General features: G+C 53.9%; 20 protein-coding genes. 16 read left to right on the top strand and 4 right to left on the bottom strand.

Features of this window, described 5'->3' with window-relative positions; translation table 11 throughout:
- Nucleotides 1-4: 4 nt before the first annotated feature.
- The 7 genes from ACHZB8_RS11935 (at nt 5) to ACHZB8_RS11905 (ending at nt 6899) form a co-directional block, all read left to right on the top strand.
- Nucleotides 5-1063, top strand: coding sequence for a nucleoside hydrolase (locus ACHZB8_RS11935; protein WP_316860595.1), 1059 nt, complete (start codon nt 5-7; stop codon nt 1061-1063).
- Entirely contained in the window at nt 1060-2037 is a 978-nt protein-coding gene (locus ACHZB8_RS11930) for an ABC transporter permease (RefSeq protein ID WP_316860593.1), read from the top strand. Before ACHZB8_RS11935 ends, ACHZB8_RS11930 begins: the two co-directional genes overlap by 4 nt.
- Entirely contained in the window at nt 2034-2999 is a 966-nt protein-coding gene (locus ACHZB8_RS11925; RefSeq protein ID WP_316860592.1) for an ABC transporter permease, read from the top strand. Before ACHZB8_RS11930 ends, ACHZB8_RS11925 begins: the two co-directional genes overlap by 4 nt.
- 4 nt (nt 3000-3003) lie before the next feature.
- Entirely contained in the window at nt 3004-3999 is a 996-nt protein-coding gene (locus ACHZB8_RS11920) for an ABC transporter ATP-binding protein (RefSeq protein ID WP_316860590.1), read from the top strand.
- Nucleotides 3996-5045, top strand: a complete 1050-nt coding sequence (locus ACHZB8_RS11915) for an oligopeptide/dipeptide ABC transporter ATP-binding protein (RefSeq protein WP_316860589.1) — start codon at nt 3996-3998, stop codon at nt 5043-5045. Before ACHZB8_RS11920 ends, ACHZB8_RS11915 begins: the two co-directional genes overlap by 4 nt.
- A gap of 23 nt (nt 5046-5068) precedes the next feature.
- On the top strand, nt 5069-5953 hold the full coding sequence (locus tag ACHZB8_RS11910; RefSeq protein ID WP_316860588.1) for a ribokinase: 885 nt from the start codon (nt 5069-5071) through the stop codon (nt 5951-5953).
- Between the two features lie 61 nt (nt 5954-6014).
- Complete coding sequence (locus ACHZB8_RS11905; protein WP_316860586.1) at nt 6015-6899, top strand: dihydrodipicolinate synthase family protein; 885 nt, start codon at nt 6015-6017, stop codon at nt 6897-6899.
- 134 nt (nt 6900-7033) lie between these two features.
- Here the strand turns inward: ACHZB8_RS11905 and ACHZB8_RS11900 are convergent, their stop codons facing one another.
- Nucleotides 7034-7795: an IclR family transcriptional regulator C-terminal domain-containing protein gene (locus ACHZB8_RS11900; protein WP_316860584.1), complete on the bottom strand. Its 762-nt coding sequence runs from the start codon at nt 7793-7795 to the stop codon at nt 7034-7036.
- A 125-nt stretch (nt 7796-7920) separates the two neighbouring features.
- Between ACHZB8_RS11900 and ACHZB8_RS11895 the strand changes: the two genes are divergently transcribed.
- From ACHZB8_RS11895 to pcaF, 3 genes are read left to right on the top strand one after another with little or no spacing between them, the layout of a single operon-like run.
- Complete coding sequence (locus ACHZB8_RS11895) at nt 7921-8628, top strand: 3-oxoacid CoA-transferase subunit A (RefSeq protein ID WP_316860582.1); 708 nt, start codon at nt 7921-7923, stop codon at nt 8626-8628.
- Nucleotides 8625-9302: a 3-oxoacid CoA-transferase subunit B gene (locus ACHZB8_RS11890; protein WP_316860581.1), complete on the top strand. Its 678-nt coding sequence runs from the start codon at nt 8625-8627 to the stop codon at nt 9300-9302. The genes ACHZB8_RS11895 and ACHZB8_RS11890 overlap by 4 nt, the downstream gene beginning before the upstream one ends.
- Before the next feature lie 10 nt (nt 9303-9312).
- Nucleotides 9313-10515, top strand: coding sequence for a 3-oxoadipyl-CoA thiolase (gene pcaF, locus ACHZB8_RS11885; RefSeq protein WP_316860580.1), 1203 nt, complete (start codon nt 9313-9315; stop codon nt 10513-10515).
- Nucleotides 10516-10764: 249 nt separating this feature from the next.
- Here the strand turns inward: pcaF and ACHZB8_RS11880 are convergent, their stop codons facing one another.
- Nucleotides 10765-11550: a helix-turn-helix domain-containing protein gene (locus ACHZB8_RS11880; RefSeq protein ID WP_316860578.1), complete on the bottom strand. Its 786-nt coding sequence runs from the start codon at nt 11548-11550 to the stop codon at nt 10765-10767.
- 108 nt (nt 11551-11658) lie between these two features.
- Between ACHZB8_RS11880 and ACHZB8_RS11875 the strand changes: the two genes are divergently transcribed.
- Genes ACHZB8_RS11875 through ACHZB8_RS11865 form a run of 3 tightly spaced genes read left to right on the top strand, consistent with a single transcriptional unit; the run spans nt 11659 to nt 15665 of the window.
- Nucleotides 11659-12600: a DUF6282 family protein gene (locus ACHZB8_RS11875; RefSeq protein WP_316860577.1), complete on the top strand. Its 942-nt coding sequence runs from the start codon at nt 11659-11661 to the stop codon at nt 12598-12600.
- Nucleotides 12601-12638: 38 nt separating this feature from the next.
- Nucleotides 12639-14627 (top strand): TRAP transporter permease, encoded by a 1989-nt coding sequence (locus ACHZB8_RS11870; RefSeq protein WP_316860576.1) that lies wholly within the window; start codon nt 12639-12641, stop codon nt 14625-14627.
- Between the two features lie 12 nt (nt 14628-14639).
- A complete protein-coding gene (locus tag ACHZB8_RS11865) occupies nt 14640-15665 on the top strand; it encodes an NAD(P)H-quinone oxidoreductase (protein ID WP_316860575.1) in 1026 nt (341 codons plus the stop codon).
- A gap of 134 nt (nt 15666-15799) precedes the next feature.
- Here ACHZB8_RS11865 and ACHZB8_RS11860 read toward each other — a convergent pair whose 3' ends face one another.
- On the bottom strand, nt 15800-16690 hold the full coding sequence (locus tag ACHZB8_RS11860) for a hypothetical protein (protein ID WP_316860574.1): 891 nt from the start codon (nt 16688-16690) through the stop codon (nt 15800-15802).
- Nucleotides 16691-16704: 14 nt separating this feature from the next.
- A complete protein-coding gene (locus ACHZB8_RS11855) occupies nt 16705-17487 on the bottom strand; it encodes an aldolase/citrate lyase family protein (protein WP_316860573.1) in 783 nt (260 codons plus the stop codon).
- Nucleotides 17488-17768: 281 nt separating this feature from the next.
- Here ACHZB8_RS11855 and ACHZB8_RS11850 point away from each other — a divergent pair, with 281 nt between their 5' ends.
- The 3 genes from ACHZB8_RS11850 (at nt 17769) to ACHZB8_RS11840 (ending at nt 21680) form a co-directional block, all read left to right on the top strand.
- Complete coding sequence (locus ACHZB8_RS11850; protein ID WP_316860571.1) at nt 17769-18881, top strand: TAXI family TRAP transporter solute-binding subunit; 1113 nt, start codon at nt 17769-17771, stop codon at nt 18879-18881.
- A gap of 466 nt (nt 18882-19347) precedes the next feature.
- A complete protein-coding gene (locus ACHZB8_RS11845; RefSeq protein WP_316860570.1) occupies nt 19348-20400 on the top strand; it encodes a LacI family DNA-binding transcriptional regulator in 1053 nt (350 codons plus the stop codon).
- Between the two features lie 20 nt (nt 20401-20420).
- Nucleotides 20421-21680: a sugar ABC transporter substrate-binding protein gene (locus ACHZB8_RS11840; protein WP_316860569.1), complete on the top strand. Its 1260-nt coding sequence runs from the start codon at nt 20421-20423 to the stop codon at nt 21678-21680.
- Nucleotides 21681-21689: the final 9 nt, after the last annotated feature.

Below are 21689 nucleotides of genomic sequence, written 5' to 3'. Positions count from 1 at the left end.
TGCGATGAGCAAGCGGATATTCCTCTCTTCCGATCCCGGTATTGACGATATGGCCGCCATTCTGTTTGCGTTGGCAGATACGGATGTTGACCTGATCGGTATCGGAGCTGTCGCGGGGAATGTTTCGGTGGATACCGCATTGGAAAATTGCGAGTTTACCGTGGCTTTGGCCGATGCAGGCCAGATGGTGCCGTGTTACAGGGGCTCGTCAGGGCCTTTGCTGAGAGATCAGATCTTTGGTGCTCACAAGGCTCTGGGAGCGTTTCGTGATCATCTGTCGGGGCTTGCGCACTGCTTGCCGAACAGAGAGACTAGCGTCATCAGGCCGGAGGTGAGTGCAGCCGACGCGATGGCCCATGCTATCAAGGATGCTGCTGCCGAAGACAAGCCGATCACTCTGGCCGTGACCGGTCCCATGACCGATGTCGCTCTGGCCATGAAGCTGGCTGGCAAAAAGGCTTGTCTTGAAGGCATTGAAAATATCGTTGCAATGGGTGGAGCCTTTGAGGCTCTTGGCAATCGGGCTCCCTATGCCGAGATGAACATGTTAAGTGATCCTCATGCTGCGCGCATGGTCTGTGAGAGTGGCGTTGCCGTTACGCTTTTCCCGTTGGATGTGACATGGACCTGTCGCTTGACGGGAATGGATCTTGAGCTGATCGAACGTGAAGCCGGACTTGTGGGGCAGGTCTTTTCTCGCCAGTTCCGTGCCAGTGATCGAGAAAATCCTGCTCTTTATGGTGGGGCGGGAGGCCCCGTACACGACCTTTTGCCTGTTGTCTGGCTGGTTGCCCCAGACTTGTTTCACACCGAGCATTCACTCGTTTCCGTTGCAACTGGAGCCGAGCTTGCTGGTCACACCAGTCGGGTGCGCAACAAGCCGTGCATCGATGCTGAAAACGGCGAAGGAGCATCCTTGCCGCATCGTATTGCTGTCAAGGTTGATAGCGATGGCGTTCGAGCATTATTCCTTGACCATCTGAGGTCTCTCGCGAAAGCCGCAAACATGATCAAATCAAACAAGAATCAGACCAAATCAAACAGGGAGGAAGACCTGCAATGACTGCCTATCTTCTTCGCCGTGGAGGTCAGACGCTGCTCACCTTGCTGGTGATGTCGGTTCTCGTCTTCGTTGGCGTTTATCTGGTTGGCAATCCGGTTGACGTCATGATTTCCGCGACGGCTACCCCTCAAGAACGCGCAGATCTAATCGTGCGTATGGGGTTGGACCAGCCGGTCTGGGTACAATATTGGCATTTTCTCAAGGGCGCATTGTCTGGCGATCTGGGAAATTCCTTCCTGTATAACCGTCCGGCGCTAGGGCTCATCTTCGAGCGCATGCCTGCGACATTGGAATTGGCCTTTAGTGCTTTGATCATGGGACTGGTTATTGGCATTCCTCTTGGCGTGATTGCTGGTCTGCGACCTTCCAAACCCGAATCCCGGGGTATCATGGCCTTTTCCATTTTGGGCTTTTCTCTCCCAACCTTTTGGGTCGGCCTGATGATGATCCTGCTTTTTGCAGTCAAGCTCGATATTCTTCCCGCCTCGGGGCGCGGAGATACGGTTGATGTGTTGGGCGTTCCAGTGAGCTTTCTGACGGCGGATGGCCTATCGCATATCTTCCTGCCCGCTCTTAATCTGGCACTGTTCAAGATTTCTCTGGTCATTCGTCTTACGCGGGCCGGAGTGTCAGAAGCCTTGCAGTCCGAGTATGTTCGTTTTGCCAGAGCCAAGGGGGTGAGTGAATGGCGAATTGTCTTTTTGCATGTGCTTAAAAACACCCTCATTCCGCTGATTACTGTTGTGGGGTTGGAACTCGGGGCGCTGATCGCCTTTGCCGTTGTCACGGAAACCATTTTCTCCTGGCCGGGCATGGGCAAGCTGATCATCGATGCCATTACTACTCTCGATCGTCCGGTCATTCTGGCTTACCTGATGATCACGGTGCTCATGTTTACAGTGATTAACCTGATCGTTGACCTGACCTATACGCTGGTTGACCCACGGGTCAAAATTGATGGGGGGTCCGAATGACTGATCTGTCCACCAACGCCAAATCAGTGGCCCAGTCTGCCGAACTGGCAGCGCAAATTGCAGCCGCAAACAGTTTTCCGCCCGAGCCTCCGGCCCGTCCCGTGCGTCGCGCCATAAAGCGTGTGTTGACCGATCCTCTTGGTCTGTTGGGTGCGCTTATTGTCATAGTCCTGCTTCTGGCGGCGCTCTTTTCGAGTTGGATCTCTCCGCAAAACCCCTATGATCTCGCTGTTCTCGATATCATGGATAATCGTCTCCCTCCTGGATCGGAAAGCTTCTCGGGCATGACCTATTGGCTCGGCACCGACGATCAGGGCAGGGATCTCCTCAGCGCGATCCTTTATGGCCTTCGTACCAGTATTTTCGTGGGGATCGTCTCGGCTGGCATTGCCTTGGTTATCGGCTCTGTCATGGGCCTTGTCAGTGCCTATTTCGGTGGGCGTACGGATACGCTTGTCATGCGATTGGTCGACATTCAGCTCAGCTTCCCGCCAATTCTTGTCGCTCTCATCCTTTTGGCAATTCTGGGACAGGGCGTTGACAAGATCATCATTGCTCTGGTCGTCACCCAATGGGCCTATTACGCCCGAACGGTGCGTGGTGCTGCCCTGGTCGAGCGCGGTCGAACCTATGTGGATGCTGCCCGTTGTCTTGCCCTGCCTTCCCGCATGGTGACGCTCAATCACATCTTGCCCAACTGCCTGCCTCCGCTCATCGTCGTTGCAACCATGCGCGTTGCTTATGCGGTCAGTCTTGAAGCTACGCTATCGTTTCTCGGGATCGGGCTGCCGGTAACAGAACCGTCTCTTGGGCTGCTCATTTCGAATGGCAACAAATACATGCTGTCCGGTGATTGGTGGATCTCGGTATTTCCCGGCGTGGCCTTGCTGCTGCTGATTGTCGGGATCAACCTTGTTGGCGATCGTCTGCGCGATGTCCTCAATCCGAAGTTCAAGGACTAGAACCATGACCAGCAGATCAGACTATACCCTTGAATTGCGCGGTCTGGAGACCGTATTCGATGGTGAGAAAGGTGCCGTTGCGGCGGTTCGTAACGTTAATCTGGCGATCAAGCCAGGTGAAATCGTAGGCTTGGTGGGCGAATCCGGGTCCGGCAAATCGGTGACAGGCCTTTCGATCATGGGCCTCATCGATCGGCCGGGCCGGATCTCAAAAGGAGAGATCCTGCTCAATGGTGAGGATTTGCGTAAAGTATCAGCCAAGCGCCTGCGCTCCTTGCGGGGTGACCGCATGGCCATGATCTTTCAGGATCCCATGATGACCCTCAATCCGGTCTTGCGCATCGATACGCAAATGATCGAAGCCATTACAGCGCATGACCCGAAAATAGAGAAATCCGCTGCCCGAGCACGTTGTCGTGATGCGCTCGGCATGGTTGGCATCCCGGATCCGGACGAAAGGCTTTACGCCTATCCGCACCAGTTCTCCGGTGGTATGCGCCAGCGTGTGGCGATTGCCATTGCGATGCTCAACAATCCGGATCTGATCATCGCGGACGAGCCGACAACGGCGCTTGATGTGACCATTCAGGCTCAGATTATCGCCGAGATGCAGAAGCTCTGCAAGGAACGCGGCACGGCGCTCATCTGGATTACGCATGACTTGACCGTGGTCGCCGAGCTTACACAGCGTGTTTACGTGATGTATGCCGGTTCTGTCGTCGAGGAGGGGTTGCTTGATGATGTTTTGGATCATCCGCGACATCCCTATACGCAAGGACTTATCCGCTCAATTCCATCGGACAACGCACCCGGAGCGCGTCTGTTCCAGATACCTGGAATGACACCACCAATTGACCGCATGCCGAAGGGTTGCCGGTTCCATCCTCGCTGTCCCTATGTCCAGCTCGATTGTCTTGAAGACGTTGAGCTGGTTCCTCAGGAGGGCGAACGTTCTGTTCGTTGTGTGCATCCGATCCGTCAGGGAGAACAAGTCTCATGACCTCCGATCCTCAGGCTAATCCGGCGACTGATCAGGTCGCAGACAAACAGCAAACCCCATTGCTGGAAATTGACCATGTCACGCGGCGTTTTGAGCGCAAGCCCGATTTTGCTGCGAAACTTGCCGCCCGCCTTGGCGCGCCGATCAACCGCCGGACAGTGCATGCGGTGGATGATGCTTCCTTTGCAATTCATCGCCGCGAGGTGGTTGGTCTGGTCGGTGAATCAGGCTGCGGCAAATCCACCCTTGGCCGCATTGTTGCGGGTATCGACAACCCGACAGAAGGGCGAATCCTCTACAATGGACAGGATGTTGCTCATGTCTCCTCAAGGGATATCGATCAGTTTCATCTGAAGATTCAGATGATCTTTCAGGATCCTCTGGATTCGTTGAACCCGCGCTATCGCATAGGCAAATCTGTTTCCGAGGCCGCTCGATATCACAAGGTCGTTCCCGAACTGGAAATGGACGCCCATATTGAGAAGGTGCTGCTTCAGTGCGGCGTCGATCCTGCAACCCAGAACCGCTTTCCGCATCAGTTTTCTGGTGGTCAGCGCCAGAGAATCGGCATAGCCCGTGCTCTCGCCGTCCGCCCGGAAATGGTTGTTTGCGATGAAGCGGTGGCCTCTCTGGACGTCTCCATTCAGGCACAGATCATCAACTTGTTCATGGACTTGCGTGACGAGTATGACCTGGCCTACCTGTTTGTCAGTCACGATATTGGCGTGGTTCGACACATCTCCGATCGGGTCGTCGTCATGTATCTTGGCAGGATCGTAGAGCAGGGATCAACGGCAGAGCTGTTTGCAAGGCCAAACCACCCATATACGCAGGCTCTGCTTGGGCAGGTGCCAAGCCTCAAACGGCGACATTCCTCGTTCCACACCATCAAAGGCGAAATCCCATCACCTTTGAAGCCGCCTTCGGGGTGTCATTTTCATCCACGTTGTCCTCATGCTATGGATATTTGCAGACAAGCAAGGCCGCCGCTCAAAAATGTAGCGTCCGGTCACATGGCTGCCTGTCATCTCAATGATCAAAGCTGAAACCAGAGCTGAGGAACAGAAAAATGATTACAGTTTTCGGATCCATTAATCTCGACATGGTGATCCGGGTTGCTGATTTTCCACGACCGGGTGAGACAATTCCAACGAAGGGATTTGCCATGTCTGCTGGAGGCAAGGGGGCCAATCAGGCCCTTGCCGTGCGGCGCGCAGGGGGGGATGTCCGCATGGTTGGCCTCACCGGTAAGGACAGTCATGCAGATCTGGCACTGGCGCTTCTGAAGGCCGACGGAGTTGACCTCACTCGCACCGAAGTTTGCAAGGAAAGCACAGGATTGGCTTTTATTCAGGTCGAGGACAGCGGTGAAAATACCATTGCCATCGTTAAGGGAGCCAATGGAGAGGTTTCGGTTGCTACTGCCAACGCTGCTCTTGCCGACCTTGGGGGCGGTGACATTCTGCTCCTGCAACAGGAAGTCCCTCTTGCATCGATAGACAGGGCAATCGATCTGGCCAAAAGCGCAGGGGCGAGAAGCGTGCTCAATACGGCGCCTTTTCAGGAGGAATATATCCCTCTTGCCAGAAAGGCCGATGTGGTCATCTCCAACGAGACGGAATTCGATGCCTTGAAGCCCGGTTCGGAACCAAGGTTGGAACGGGCAGAAGCCTATGCAGCAGAAACGGGGCGCCTGTTGATCGTCACTCTGGGAGCCGACGGTGCAATGGTCGTCGAGCCGGACAAGGAGGCCGTCAATGTGCCTTCGCCGAAACTCGATAAGGTCGTCGATACCACCGGTGCGGGCGATACCTTTTGCGGATATTTCTGTAAAATGATGGCCGATGGTGCCGACCCTGTCACGGCTACCCGTATGGCTGTCAAGGCTGCCAGCCTGGCCTGCTGCAAGAATGGTGCCCAGCCCTCGATCCCCTTTGCGGCAGATGTTAAATGAAACCTGTTCGGACCTGAAATGAGATCCAGGCCCGACAGTGATTTTCCAAAGGAATCCGACCATGTCTTTCTGTGGCGTTTTTCCCTATCTCGTTTCTCCGGTTGCCTCTGATGGTACGATTATGAAAGGAGTGTTGGCTGATCTTGCAGACCATCTCATTGAGGCTGGTGTGCATGGTTTGACGCCGCTTGGAAGCACCGGTGAATTTGCCTACCTTTCCCAGAAGCAACGCAATGAGATCGTTGATACGGTGATCAAGGCTACCAGGGGTAGGGTGCCTGTCATCGCGGGAGTTGCTTCTACCTCCACGTCCGACGCGGTCGCTCAGACCCGTCATATGATCGATGCCGGTGCGGACGGTATTCTGGCCATTCTGGAAGCCTATTTCCCGGTGAATGACGCAGGCGTGGAAACCTATTTCACCGAGATCGCCAACGCCGCAGATGGCAAGCCGGTGGTGCTCTATACCAATCCGCAGTTCCAGCGCTCGGATCTTTCCCTGCCTGTCATCGAGCGGCTAAGTCACATTGAAAATATCCGATATATCAAGGACGCCTCAACCAATACCGGACGCCTTCTTTCCATAATCGAGCGGACCAAGGGGCGCATGGAGGTTTTCGCTGCCTCAGCGCATATTCCGGCCTGTGTCATGTTGATTGGCGGTGTTGGCTGGATGGCTGGCCCAGCCTGCATTATACCCAAACAGAGCATCGCTCTTTTTGAAGCCGCTCAGAAAGGTGACTGGGACAAGGCGATGGAGTTGCAACGCCCTCTCTGGCGCGTCAACGAGATTTTTGCCAAATACTCCATTGCTGGCTGCATCAAGGCTGCGCTGGATCTGCAAGGCTTCAAAGTCGGAAATCCCATCGCCCCGCAGAGCCCATTGGGCAAAGAAGCTCGCGATGAAATTGCGGCGGTTTTGCGCGAAGTCGGTGCTCTGGACTAGAGAGCTGAAACCGGTGACCGCGCTTGTGTCGCAAGGCGTGCCCCTCACGACTAAAAACTCTTGCCGCGCAACCAGGTGTGGGGGGCAAGCCGGTGCTTGATTGGTGGCGTTTACGAAAAAATGATCGGGATGCTTCAAGGCAGGGCACGAGCCAATCCACTTTGAACCCTGCGCAGATCTGGAAGATAGGCATCGATGAGATCTGCGGCTTGAGGCTGCACGGCAGCGACAGCGACATTGAGCGCTGCGCACATTTTGCCGCTATGTCCCACCAGTCCTATGGCGATGGAGCGCAGACCAATCTCCACTTCCTGATCAAGCAGGGCGTAACCTTGCTCCCGAATGAGGGCGACCTCTTCAAGAATCTGATCGGTATCCGTCAGGCTGTATGGGGTGCGAGGTGCCAGATCGCAGCTTTCGATCAATGATCTGGCTTCCTCTTCTGGCAAAGAGGACAACAGAACACGTCCCATTGATGTGCAGTGGACTGGCAGACGCGAGCCCGGCATCAATCCTATGGACATGATCCGTGTCTGCGCAGCTCGCGCCACATAGACAATTTCATTGCCGTCCAGAATGGATACCGAACAGGACTGGCCTATGCGTTCGGACAGTTTGTCAAGCCATGGCTGGACGATATGAGGAAGCGGCATTGAAGCGAGCCCGGCGAGCCCCAACCGCAGAGACCGAACAGCCAAAGTGAAGTATTTCCCATCATAGTCGGCATATCCCAAATTGCTGAGGGTCAGCAGGCATCTGCGCGCGGTTGCGCGATCCAGTCCCGTCCTTTGAGCCACATCGGTGATGCTTAGTCTTGGGCTGTCTGCGGAAAAAGCTTCAATGACCTGTAGTCCTTTGGCCAAAGAAGTCACAAAATCGGTTGGTTTGTTTGTCATGCGAACAATTGTATTCACTATCTGAACAAATGTCAAATATTGAACTAATTCTGTGTTGTCCTCTCCCATTTGCTCCTATCGTCTCCAGCGTCGCAGTTCGTTGCGACATGAAGAAAGGAGACATCATGGATAAGACATGCGCGTCTTTGGCGGTAGCGGTCGCTGAGATTCCCGACGGAGCAACAATCATGATCGGGGGATTCGGTGGAGCGGGCGCTCCCATCGAGTTGATCCACGCACTCATCGACCATGGCGCAAAAAACCTGACCGTCATTAATAACAACGCTGGCAATGGCCATGTCGGTATCGCCGCAATGATCGAGCAGGACATGGTCGGGAAAATGATCTGCTCATTTCCCCGCTCTGTTGATCCGAAGGCCTTTACAGAGAGATATCTCGCCGGAAAAATCGAGCTGGAACTGGTGCCTCAGGGAACATTGGCCGAGCGCATCCGCGCCGGAGGTGCTGGCATTCCTGCTTTCTACACTCCCACAAGCTATGGGACCGAACTGGCAGAAGGCAAACCCGTCGCCGAATTTGATGGTCGGATGTATGTCCAGGAGAGATCCCTGACCGCTGATTTCACGCTGATCAAGGCAGAATTAGCCGATCCATACGGAAACCTGACCTATCGTATGGCTGCTCGAAATTTCAATCCTCTGATGGCCACCGCCGGTGCACACACAATTGTGCAAGTGTCACAGATCGTGCCTGCTGGTGACATCGATCCCGAACATGTCATTACCCCCGGAATCTATGTCGATAGCATCGTGGAGGTCTCCGATCCTGCTCAGGAAGAAATGCTCAACCGTATGGAGGCGGTCTACCCATGATGGACGAAATCAAACTTTCAAACGCACAGATTGCCTGGCGTGCCGCACAAGATATTGAAGATGGATCCTATGTGAATCTCGGCATCGGATTTCCCGAAATGGTGGCCCGCTTTCAGCCAGAAGGACGTGAAGTTGTCTTTCATACGGAAAATGGTGTTCTGGGATTTGATAAGGCTCCTGCTACCGGTGAAGAGGACTGGGATCTGATCAATGCGGGTAAAAAAGCCATTACACTGAAACCCGGAGCGGCCTTCTTTCACCATGCAGACAGTTTTGCAATGGTGCGTGGCGGTCATCTGGATCTTGCGATTTTGGGCGCCTATCAAATTGCACAGACAGGCGATCTGGCCAACTGGTCAACCGGCAAAGGCGGTGTTCCTGCTGTGGGCGGCGCGATGGATCTTGTACATGGAGCAAAACGCGTTGCAGTCGTAACAGATCATGTCACCAAGAAAGGTCAACCAAAACTGGTCGAGACCTGCACGATGCCACTCACTGGTGTGGCCTGTGTAACACGTATCTACACGTCTCTGGCGGTGATCGACATTTGCGACAAGCGTTTCGTTCTGCGTGAAAAGCTACCTGTCATCAGTTTTGATGATTTGCAGTCCGTAACCGGTGCTCCTCTCGCCATCGATGGGGACATTGTTGATCTGGTTGTTCCAGCGCTGTGAGGAGGAGATCATGACAGAAGCTTATATTTGTGACTATATCCGCACTCCTGTCGGCCGCTTTGGAGGCGCATTGGCATCTGTTCGCGCAGATGACCTTGCCGCCATTCCCTTGCGTGCGCTCATGGCTGGCCACGATATAGACTGGAGCGAGGTTGATGATGTCCTGCTTGGATGCGCCAATCAGGCGGGGGAAGACAATCGCAATGTTGCCCGCATGGCCAGTCTGCTTGCCGGTTTGCCCGAATGTGTATCGGGAGCCACCATCAACCGTCTGTGCGGTTCGGGGATGGATGCAATCATCAGCGGCGCACGCGCCATCCGATCGGGTGAAGCGGATCTGATCATTGCCGGTGGCGTGGAAAGCATGTCGCGGGCTCCCTTCGTTGTTCCGAAGGCGGAGACAGCCTATTCCCGTTCGTCCGAAATATATGACACCACAATTGGCTGGCGTTTCGTCAATCCGCTGATGAAAGCGCAATATGGTGTGGATTCCATGCCCGAGACCGCCGAGAATGTTGCTGAACAGTTCAATATCAGCCGCGAAGATCAGGATCTGTTTGCCTATCGCAGCCAGATGAAGGCTGCTGCCGCCATGAAAAATGGTCGGCTGGCACAGGAAATCACCCCGGTCACAATTCCGCAGCGCAAGGGTGACCCTGTTGTGGTGGAAATGGATGAGCATCCACGCCCCTCGACAACACTGGAAGGACTGGCCAAATTGCGCGCTCCATTCCGTGCTGGCGGCTCGGTCACCGCGGGCAATGCCAGCGGGGTGAATGACGGAGCCGCCGCTTTGCTGATTGCCAGTGAAGAGGCTGTGAAGCGCTATGGCCTGACGCCTATCGTTCGGGTTGTTGGCGGAGCTGCCGCAGGCGTTCCACCGCGCATCATGGGCTTTGGCCCTGCTCCGGCATCGAAAAAACTCATGGCGCGCTTGGGGCTTGAACAATCCAGCTTTGATGTCATCGAACTGAACGAGGCCTTTGCCAGCCAGGGACTGGCAGTGATGCGCGATCTGGGCATCGCTGATGATGACCCAAGGGTCAACCCCAATGGCGGTGCAATCGCACTGGGCCATCCTCTGGGCATGTCCGGGGCAAGGATTGCCGGATCAGCCCTGATGGAACTAAGCAACACCAAAGGCAAACTGGCCTTGGCGACGATGTGCATTGGTGTCGGACAGGGTATAGCCATCGCGCTTGAGAGGGTCTAGGTGGGAATAGGCCGACCCCTGCCAGTGTTTGCTATTCGAAAATGCGTAAATATTGTCGGCTTCCACCGGCCATGTCTGGCAAAGACAATACTGAAACTGGTGAGCGTTGGAAGCCCCGCAGAGGAATTCGTCTGGTCCTCTGCGGGCGCCGTATGAGTGCCATGACGCCGGGTGCGGGCAGTTGCTTTGGTTGCTGCTGCACCCTCTGAACATCAGCCGCCAGCGCTTGCATGCGGGTGCGCTGGCCCGCTAGATAAAATTGCTATGCTTGAAAAGGCGTTCGATGTCGGTCGTGATTTCGCGCGATGCCTGTTTCAAGAGCGGGACGTAACGGTCGATTGCTGACTGCATGTTAGGAAAAGCCGACCGGAAATAGGTCAGCCCCATGCTGGCAACAACCCGTCCATCTCCTGCAAAAATCGGAACCGCAATCGTGTTGGAGTTGGTTGGCTTGGCGCGCTCGCTGCGCGTTGCATATCCTTGCTCCCGCACCTGCTCGATCATTGCCGCCAATCGATCTTTGTCGCGAGACAGGACCGCTTCGGGATCATCTGACTGGCGGAGCGACTGGAGGATCAGTTCGCGTTCATCTTCCTTGGAAAAAGCAAAAAAGGCCAGTCCCAACCCTCTGGTCAGGATGGGCAATCGCATATTCACGGTCATATGAAAGGGAGAAATCGCGCTATCCGGAATTGTCGAAAAGCGAACGACAATCGCGTCCTGATCTAGAAGGGCAATTGAAATCGGCCACTGATGCTGTCGGGTCATGGCAATGGCCCAGGGCCTGCTTGCTTCCACGACCATCGGCTCGCTGTGATACCCCCCTGAAAGGGATGTCACCTGAGAGGTTACCAGATAACCACCCAGATGTGGGTCATTGTCGACATAGCCCTTTTCTTCCAACGTCTTGAGAATGCGAACCAAAGTGGGCTTGGGCAGTCTGGTTGCCGCGTGGAGCGAAGCAATGCTTGAAACCGGATGTTGATTCAATTCAGCCAGCACATCTAGTGCACGTTCAATTGCGCGAATTCCCATGGCACCCCTCCGTTTCGCTAGACGAAACGCCCCTATTTAGCCGTTGAGGTCTGGCCCTGTCAAGGACAACTATGAAGACAACATATTGGTTCATAGATAGGATTTACCATGAGTACCGAGGAAAATCGTGAAAGAGTTCGCACCCTGATCGCACCGATTGATGACGCACGTGTTGACGCGCTGATGCAGGGAGCTGTCGACCTGCATGTCCATTCCGGACCATCAATCATGGAACGGCAGGTCGATCATTATCAGGCGGTTGAACAAGCCGCCGCAGCGGGCATGAAGGGCATTCTTTTCAAGGATCACCACTATTCTGTCTCTCCATTCATTCCGATCATGGAACGGTTGCTGGGTGATGTGGGCATCGCCATGTTTGGTGGGCTGGTTCTGAACAATTCAGCCGGTGGCTTCAATCCCTATATCGTCGACTCCATCCTCAAGCATGGTGCGAAAATGATCTGGATGCCGACAGCCCATTCGGCCAACCACATCCGCACAAATTTCCGCAAGACGCGCCTTGCTGCCAAAGTGGCTCTGAAAAAGCCGACATTGCTGACGGTTCTGGACGATAAGGGTGATATCATTGATCCCGTTAAAACTATTCTCGACTCCATCGCGGAATTTGATGCTATTCTTTCCTCTGGTCATCTGAATGTCTGGGAAATATGGAAGCTATTCGAAGAGGCAAAATCGCGGGGCGTCAAACGTCTTATCGTCAACCATCCGATGTATGGGCTGCACTTCACGCATGACGATATCCGGGAAATTGCCCAGACTTACAACGCTCTTATCGAACAGTCCGCATGTCTATATATCGACAGCAGATTCAACGTCTTCACACCGGAAAATCTGGTGGCGGACATTCGCGCTGCCGGCGTTGAGCATTCCTCAATCGGATCGGATCTTGGACAGGTAGATAATCCAACGCCGGTGGAAGGCATGCGTCAGGCTATCAAATTGTGCCTGGCACTACGGTTTTCAGATGCTGAGGTGAGAATGATGGTAAGGGATAATCCTTCTCGTCTGGTTGGGATCGAAGTCGCCTAGAGACCTTGGTCCTGTGCTGTTGTTAGTCGGGAGGATAAATGATGGACAACTGCGAAACTGAAAGCGAAGTCGCTAATGTCGGTGCTAGAAAGCTTGAAGGTGTTGCACGTTCGATTATGCGAATTTGCACGATCTTGATGCTTCTGCTGGCTGTCAACCAGACATTCAATCTGGGATTTCTGGTTGGTTTTACATTAGTGGATCTGCGATTCTATTATGCAATTCTTGCCCTTGCATTGGCGAGTGGCTTTCTTCTTTATCCTGCAACAAAGAAGGCGCCTTTTGGTCGGCCCGCCTGGTATGACTGGCTGCTGGCCGTCATGATTGTCGGGGTGTGCGCCTATTTCTTTGCCAATGCAAACAACATTTCCCTCAGAGGATGGGAAATGGCTCCTCCCGAAACGGCCGTGTGGATGTCCTTTATCGTGTGGGTGCTTGTCCTTGAAGCAGGTCGTCGGGCCGGGGGGATACCATTGGCGCTGATTGTTGGCGTCATGTCGCTATACCCCCTTTATACCGAATATCTTCCCACCGCGATTTCCGGTTTTCCATCACCAGCGTCCTACACGGCGGCCTATCATGCCATGGGATCTGAAAGCATTCTGGGTATCCCTCTGCGCACATTTGCAAGTCTGATCATCGGATTCATCGTCTTTGGTGCGGCCTTGCAGCAAACTGGTGCGGGTGCCTTTTTCATGAACCTGTCCTTTGCTCTGTTGGGCAAGGTCAGAGGTGGTCCGGCCAAAGTGGCCATTTTCTCATCCGGTCTCATGGGCTCCATGAGCGGCAGCGTCATTACCAATGTGCTGACCACCGGTGTGATGACCATCCCGACGATGAAACGTACCGGTATTCGTGCCAGCTTCGCAGCTGGCGTTGAAACCTGTGCCTCGACCGGTGGAACCCTGATGCCACCGGTCATGGGAGCAACAGCCTTTGTGATGGCCAGTTTCATGAATGTGCCCTATGCCACGGTGGCACTGGCTGCGATCATTCCGTCTGCTCTTTATTTCTTCGGTCTGTTCGTGCAGATCGATGCCATGGCAGCGCGCGAGAATATCAAGGGTCTTCCCGCAGAAGAACTTCCTTCCGTCGGCCAGACCCTTAAGGAAGGCTGGTATTACATATTCGTTTTCGGCCTGCTGATATATCTGCTTCTGGTCATGAGACGAGAAGCTCTGGCACCCTATTATGCCACTCCGTTGCTGATCGTGCTCAATCAGATCTTTTCCAGGAAACATCGCTGGAACTGGAAGGCAGTGGGAGGCTTCATCGACTCCCTCGGGGCGATGTTCTCGAACCTTGTTGCCATTCTGGCGGCCGTTGGCATGATCGTCGGAGCTCTGTCGATGACGGGCGTCGCAGCAACGCTGGTCAACGATTTGCTGCGCATTGCTGGCGGATCTCCTCTCTTGCTGCTTGTCATGGGTGCCGTGACGGGTCTCATTCTCGGTGTCGGCATGACGGCGACAGCCGCCTATATTTTCCTGGCCATCCTGTTGGCTCCGGCTCTGGTACAGGTTGGCCTAAACCCAATGGCAGTGCATATGTTCATCTTCTACTGGGGCATGCTGTCATTCATCACTCCACCGGTTGCGCTGGGTGCCTTTGCCGCTGCATCCATAGCCAAGACCCCTCCGATGCAGACGGGCTTTGAAGCAATGAGAATTGGATCGGTGATCTACTTCATTCCTTTCTTCTTTGCGTTCCAGCCCGCTCTGGTATTGCAGGGAACAGCGATGGAAACGGTGGTGTCTTCTGGTCTGGCCTTCCTTGGAATTGCGTTGTTCGCCTGTTCGGTTCAGGGATACGTTCCCTTTGTCGGAGCTTTGTTCGAACACAAGACCTATGCGTTTCCCCTGCGTCTGTTGCTGTTCCTTTCAGCGATCCTGATCGCACTGCCGGCGACAATCATTCCCGGCTGGAGTGATCTGGATCTGGTGATCGTGGCCCTCGTCGTTGCCTTGCCGATTTTGGCATTTGCCATGTGGCAAAATCAGAAATCCATTCCGGCAAAGGTAATCTAGGCCATGTCAGACATGATGAAAGTCGTTGAATTTCGGGGCGCAGGAGGCCCCGAAATTTTACATCTGGCCCGACGCGACCGCCCCCGAGCAAAAGCGGGAGAGGTGCTTGTTCGGGTGTTGGCCGCTGGTGTCAATCGCCCCGATATTCAGCAACGGCGGGGCTTGTACCCGCCTCCTCCGGGGGCTTCCGATCTTCCCGGTCTGGATGTGGCCGGGATCATCGAGACCATCGGTGAGGGCGTGCAGAATTTCCACATCGGAGATCCTGTCTGTGCATTGGTCAATGGCGGCGGTTATGCAGAATATTGCGCAGTGTCCGAGAAGCAATGTCTTGCCATTCCCCGTGGGCTAACCTTTGAGCAGGCAGCCTCCTTGCCGGAGGTCTTTTTCACCGCATGGAACAATATTTTCCTGATTGGCAGGCTGTCTCATGGCGAGAGTCTTCTGGTTCAGGGCGGGACAAGCGGTGTCGGATTGGCCGCGATCCAGATGGCTCGTCATTTGCGCAATGCGACAGTTTTTGCGACAGCTGGCAACCAGCTCAAACTGCAAACCTGTGTTGATGTCGGTTGCGCCGGGGCCTTTGACTATCACGGAAACTGGGCGGAGCAGGTGCGCTCGGCGATAGGTGAACAGGGGATTGATCTGATCCTTGATGGACAAGCGGGTGCTTATACCCAAAAGCATCTCGATCTTCTCGCTTCAGGGGGGCGTGTTGTTCTCATCGCCAGCCATCTTGGTGCTGTGGGAGAGATCAATTTCCGCCAGATGGTGCGGCGCCATCAGACGCTTTGCGGCTCCACGCTGAGGCCCTGCTCGGCTGAGTTTAAGGGACGGATTGCGCGTGATTTGATGAATGAGGTCTGGCCGCTTCTGGAAGACGGTCGCATCGAGACGAAAATGCATGCCGTCATTCCTTTCGACGAGGTTGCCGAAGCCCACAGAATTCTGGATGCAAATGTTCAGATCGGCAAGGTCGTGCTTTCGGTCATGCCAGACCTCTCGTCATCTATTCCCAATGAAGTCCAGGGTGACTGAAGCGACGGTTTGCAACCATCGTTTCTCTCTCTTGAGCAGAAAAGCGAAACCTCGTGTCGATCCTGAATTCAGGTTCGACACGAGGTCGTGGTGAAGACTATTCATGACAAGAGGGTCAAGAGGCTCTGGCCATCTTAGCGTGGATAGTCCTCTTCATTCAGAACCCAACCGGGCTTGTCGCTGAAATCTGCACGAGGTGGGCAGAAGATATCGACGAGTTGGTTCCGTCCGGCTCCGGTCGCGCGACTGGTGTGAAGCGTTGGTGGCGGGATGACAAGAACAGATGGCCCTTTTACCTCTATGGTCTTGTCGGCTTTCCAGTCCGACAGATTTGTCGTCCAGGGCCAACGCAAATGATGAATATATTCCCCTTCCAGCAAGAGAGAGCATTGCTCGAAGTCATCATGGTGGTGAGGCGACATTTTGGTGGTGTCGCGAGGGCCGTCATAGCTATCCAGCATGTTGACCATGAATGTGGTGCAACGGAAGATGCGTCCGAACCGCCCTTCCTGCTTTGGCACATCAAGGGAATAGTGACGCAGTTTCAAACCTTCGGGCGGGGTTGGCCATGGGGCAAAATCCGGAATATGGGTTCGCGGAATATCATAGGCTTCAGCATTGGGACAAAGCGCTACCAGATCATCTGACCGGGTTGTGAACAGACGGATGATGACACCCCCCTTCGGCAGGGTTACCCTGCTTTCACCGGGAGGAACAAAGGCGATTGAGTGGCCTGCAACATCGGCTGTTTCATTTCCAGCTTCGATTCTCGCTGCGACTGTGGGAAGCAGCACGACATATTCATCCGGCTGGTTCGTGCGTGCAAGCATTCCGCCGGGTTCGACTTCTGAATAGACAACAACAAAATTGTGTCCCCGGACGAACCAGCTTTTGGCATTGTTGTCCGTCAATTGTGGAGCCGTATCGTAGAAGGTGGCCAACTGCTCCTCGGCAATCAAGCCAGTCTTGGGCTTGGCCGCTGCTGCTGGCGCGAGCGCGGCACGCGGATCCGACTTATCATACATGGTGGTGACTTTCTTTATTGTTTTCCTGCAAGTGTTTGACGCATCTCGGTCAGAGTTGATGACGCAGCCTTGCGCAGCAGGGTTTGATCAGATGAAACGATAAAGGACGTGGCCCCCATGCCAGCGAGTTCGGCTGCATCGTCGGATTTCCCTGTCATGACGCAGATTGTCTTGCCCGAGGAAACCGCAGCCTCAATGATCTTTCGGGTTGCCTGGCGTACTGGTTCCGACCCCGGTTTGGTCTGGCCGTAAGCGACGGTCAGATCTCCTCGCCCGATAAATGCGCCATCCAGTCCTTCGACGGCGAGTATTCCATCAACGACATCCAGAGCATGGGGATCCTCAATCATGGCGATAACGGTTGCCCGGTTATCCTGTTCATCAAGATGGGCAGCAATCGTGCGGCCTCCGAAGTCTCCGGCTCGCGTTGTCGAGGAATAGCCCCGCGTACCAGAACGATAGCGAGCTGAGGAGACCAGAGCGGTTGCCTTTTCGACGCTGTCCACATGGGGAACCAGAACACCATCGGCTCCACAGTCCAGAACGGTCTGAATATTTGCGGTCTCGGCGTTTGGCACCCTCACCAGACAGCCGATACCATGCGCGCGACAGGCGAGTATGATGCTATTGGTGCTTTCCCTGTTGAATACGCCATGTTCCTCATCAACAACGACGAAGTCGTATCCCAACAATCCTAAAATCTCGGCCGGCATTGTTTGGGCAATCTTTAAAAAGACGCCGATCATCTTGTCGCCGCGAAGAAATCTTTCACGAAAGATTTGGCTATTATCTGACATCTGTCACTCCTCAAATTCGTTATGATCATCTTCGATCAACCAATGTGAGGGAGCAATGATGATTGAAGGTCCGTTTCGCGTGGCGAAACGATGACGTTCAGCAATTGAGAAGATTTTTTAGTTTCTCTAAGCTCAGACAAGGCATCTAGAAGTCTGATGCAATGGGAGGAAATTCTCGGCTGACATTTTCAAGCGTTTGAACCGGGCCGGGAGCCAGAAGCATCACATTCTTGCAAACAGCTATTGAAGCCCAATACGGAACAGTCTTTTGGGAGGAAAGAATGAAACTATTAACCAGCTTAACTGTCGCCCTGATGGCGGGCACTGTCACATTGGCTTGTGCTCAAGAGGTCAAGTTGCCCAGAACCATGGCAATGACAACCTATGATGTGGGATCGGCAGGCTATGCGCAGGCCGTCGCGATTGGAAAGGCGATCAGTGATTCCTATGGCATCAGTCTGCGCGTGTTGCCAGCAACATCGGATGTTGCGCGGTTGCTGCCGGTCAAGCAGGGACGTGTCGACTTTGCATTGATCGGGTCAGAAGCATTTAACGCCTATGAGGGAACGGAAGCGTTTGTGGCTCCGGAACTTGGTCCTCAGGATATTGAATTGTTGGCGGGGGCAAACTCGAACAACTGCTTCACCCTTGCGCTTCAAGGAAATAGTGACATCAAAACCGCAGCTGACCTCAAGGGAAAACGTGTCGGTTATGTGGTCAGTTCTCCGGCTCTTCAGGCCAATGTTGCCGCCTTTCTGGCATTCGGTGGCCTGACCTGGGATGACGTCAAAATGGTCGAAGTGGCCAGTTTCGGGGCATCCTGGGAAGCTTTTCTGAACGGGCAGGTCGATGCCATCACGACGCTTTCGACAACAACCTACACAACACAGGCCGCCGCATCGCCAACAGGTCTGAAATGGCTGGAATTGCCGAAAGATGACACAGAAGGCTGGAAACGCCTTCAAAAAATCAAACCGCAATTTTCACCGCGCGATGCAACCGATGGGCCAAATATTGATCCGAAAAAGCCGATTTCCTGCGCCGGCTTCCCTTATCCGGTGATCGTCACCTACTCCGACAGAGATGATGACGAAGTCTACAACATGACCAAGGCAATGAGTGATCAATACAAGATCTACGCCGAAGCGGAAAGGGGACTGGTCGGCTTTGCGCCTGAACGTCAGAATTTCAATTGGGTTGTGCCCTATCATGATGGTGCTATCCGCTATTGGAAAGAGATCGGGCTTTGGACTGACCAAGACACCGTTTTCAATGACAAGCTTCGTGCCCGCCAGAAATTGCTACAAGATGCGTGGAATGCCCTTCCCGCCGACCAGAGAGAAAGCAAATGGGTGGAAACACGGGAAGAGGTCCTGTCTGACGCCGGATACTAAGAGAAGCGAAGGTAAGAACAGTCTCCGAACATAGAGGAAGCGTCGCCCATAGGGTGACGCTTCATTCATTTCAGCCGTCAAGTGAAGGTTTTTCCGGTTTCCCCGAATGCTTGATAGAGATTGGAACATGTTACCGGTCTTGTTTCCGGATTGGCCCAGCTTTGAGGGTCTTGAAAAGCGTCTCCATTGTTGCAGCATTTGCTCTTGCAAAAGGCACAAAACCGGAGTGTTGATGCCAGTGGAGTGATGGCCCATTTGTCGGTGTCAAAACGAGCGTGGCTTTGGCGCAAGTGGTTGACGATCGCTCACGCACGTGTCGGATTTGGGCGCAAGCGCTCCCGCCTGAAGTTCTCTATCAACTTTTTGTCCAGTCTGCCCGATCTTGACAGGGAAGAGGGGAAGGTGTTATGACATCGATGACATGACATCGATGTCATAACGGGTCATGTCTCGGCAGGGAGGACAAATGACAACGATTTACGATGTGGCCAAGGAAGCTGGGGTTTCACCCAAAACGGTTTCTCGGGTGTTGAATGGTGATGCGCCGGTGCGGAAAGAAACGCGTGATGCCATTGAAACTGCCATGCAGAAGTTGGGCTATGTGCCATCTAATGCGGCAAGGATGATGCGGTCCAACAAGTCCGGCCTCATCGGGCTGATTACCGGGGCCATTTCTCACGGTCTGGAACCTATCGAGCCTGAGGGGTTGCCAGATCTGTTCATCGTGCAGGGCATTCAGCAATTCATGGCTGAAAGCGGCAAGACCTTGATGATTGCCGATACAAACAATTCTTCGGATCGCGTGCCTCATCTCATTCGGACCTTTTTGCAACATCGCGTCGAGGGGCTGATCTATGTGGCTGATCACCACAAGAAAGTCGAGTTGCCGGCAATTCCTGCGGATTGTCCGATTGTTCTTGCCAACTGCTTTGACGAGGAAGGGCACCCCTGCGTGTTGCCTGATGACCGGGGTGGGCAAAAAGCTCTGGTCGCTGCACTTATCCGGCATGGTCATCGCCGCATCAGCTATCTGACACTCGATAACGCGCTTGTTGCCACTGGGTTGCGTGCGCAAGGCTACAGAGAGGCTTTGGAGGATGCCGGTATTGCCTACGCGGATGAACTGGTGATGATGGGATATGAGGAAGGCAAAAAGGACAGTCAGCTTCTTGTTCGTGCAGTCGAGAAGCTCCTTGGTCTTGAGGAACCGCCTTCCGTCATTTGTTGCGGTAACGATGAAATGGCCTTGCGGCTCTATGGCATTCTTCGTTCGCGTGGCGTGCGCGTCCCTGAAGATATCTCGGTGGCCGGCTATGACAATTACCGGGTGATTGCCGAGACCCTTTTCCCTCCTCTGACGACAATAGAGTTGCCCTATTTCAAGTTGGGTCAAGTTGCCGCCGAGCATCTGTTCAAGTTGATTTCGAATGAAATGGAAGTTCCTGAAAATCCCGGACTCTTGAAAGGGCCCGTTTGCTGGCGGGATTCGGTGATCTCATCGAATCCCGCACTTGTTTAAAATCCAATGGGAGGAATTCAATGAAACTGAGAAAGACATCTGTTGCAGTTCTGTTCGTTACGACATTACTGTCCGGCACGGCATTTGCGCAAACCAATCTCTCGCTCTGGTATCATGGGGCAGGCAATGAGGTTGAAAGCAAGATCATCAATCAGATTGTGAGCGACTTCAATGCCAGTCAGAGTGACTGGAATGTAGTTCTGGAGAGCTTCCCGCAGACCAGTTACAATGATTCCGTGGTTGCCGCAGCTCTTGCAAACAATCTGCCCGATATCATCGATGTTGATGGGCCAATCATGCCAAACTGGGCCTGGTCGGGCTATATGCAGCCCCTGCAAATCGACGAAGCCAAGATTGGAAAATTCTTGCCGGGTACCAAAGGCATTTGGGACGGCAAGCTTTATTCTATCGGTCTTTGGGATGCTGCCATCGCACTCTATGCGCGCAAGTCCGACCTTGAAGAGCTGGGTCTGAGAACGCCAACACTCGACAAACCATGGACAAAAGACGAGTTCATGGGGGCGCTCGAAAAGGCCAAAGCATCGGGCAAATACAAATATGCTCTCGATCTGGGCATGAATGATCAGGGTGAATGGTATCCTTATGCCTATTCCCCGTTCCTGCAAAGCTTTGGTGGCGACATCATTGATCGCTCTGGTTACAAAACGGCAGAAGGTGCCTTGAATGGCGAAGCGGCCTTGGCATTTGGCGAATGGTGGCAGAGCCTGTTTGCGAATGGCTATGCACCAGGGACAAGCGAAAGCCCTGCCGATCAGCAGAATGGTTTCATCGATGGCAGCTTTGCCTTCCAGTGGAATGGCAACTGGCGGGCTGTGGCAACCATGGCTGAAGTGGATGATGTCGTCTTCCTGCCCGCTCCTGATTTTGGCAATGGTCCGACGATCGGGGCTGGCTCATGGCAGTTCGGTGTTGCCGCAACCTCCAAACATCCAGATGGGGCCTCCGCCTTCATCGAGTTTGCGTTGCAGGACAAATATCTTGCCGCCTTCTCTGATGGCATCGGCCTTATTCCATCGACAGCCGCCGCTGCACAGATGACCAAGAATTACAAGGATGGTGGTTCGCTGGCCGTGTTCTATGGCTTGTCAAATGCGCAGGCTAAAATTCGTCCGGTTACGCCTGGCTATGTTGTTCAGTCCAAAGTCTTCACCAAGGCCATGGCCGATATCGCCAATGGCGCGGATGTTGCCGACACGCTCGATGCCGCCGTTGACGAGATCAACGCCGACATCGAGAAAAACAGTGGCTATGGGCACTAAGATCATGTT

It is taken from the genome of uncultured Cohaesibacter sp. (assembly GCF_963556055.3).
GTDB lineage: Bacteria > Pseudomonadota > Alphaproteobacteria > Rhizobiales > Cohaesibacteraceae > Cohaesibacter.
This window is presented reverse-complemented; position numbering and strand designations above follow the sequence as displayed.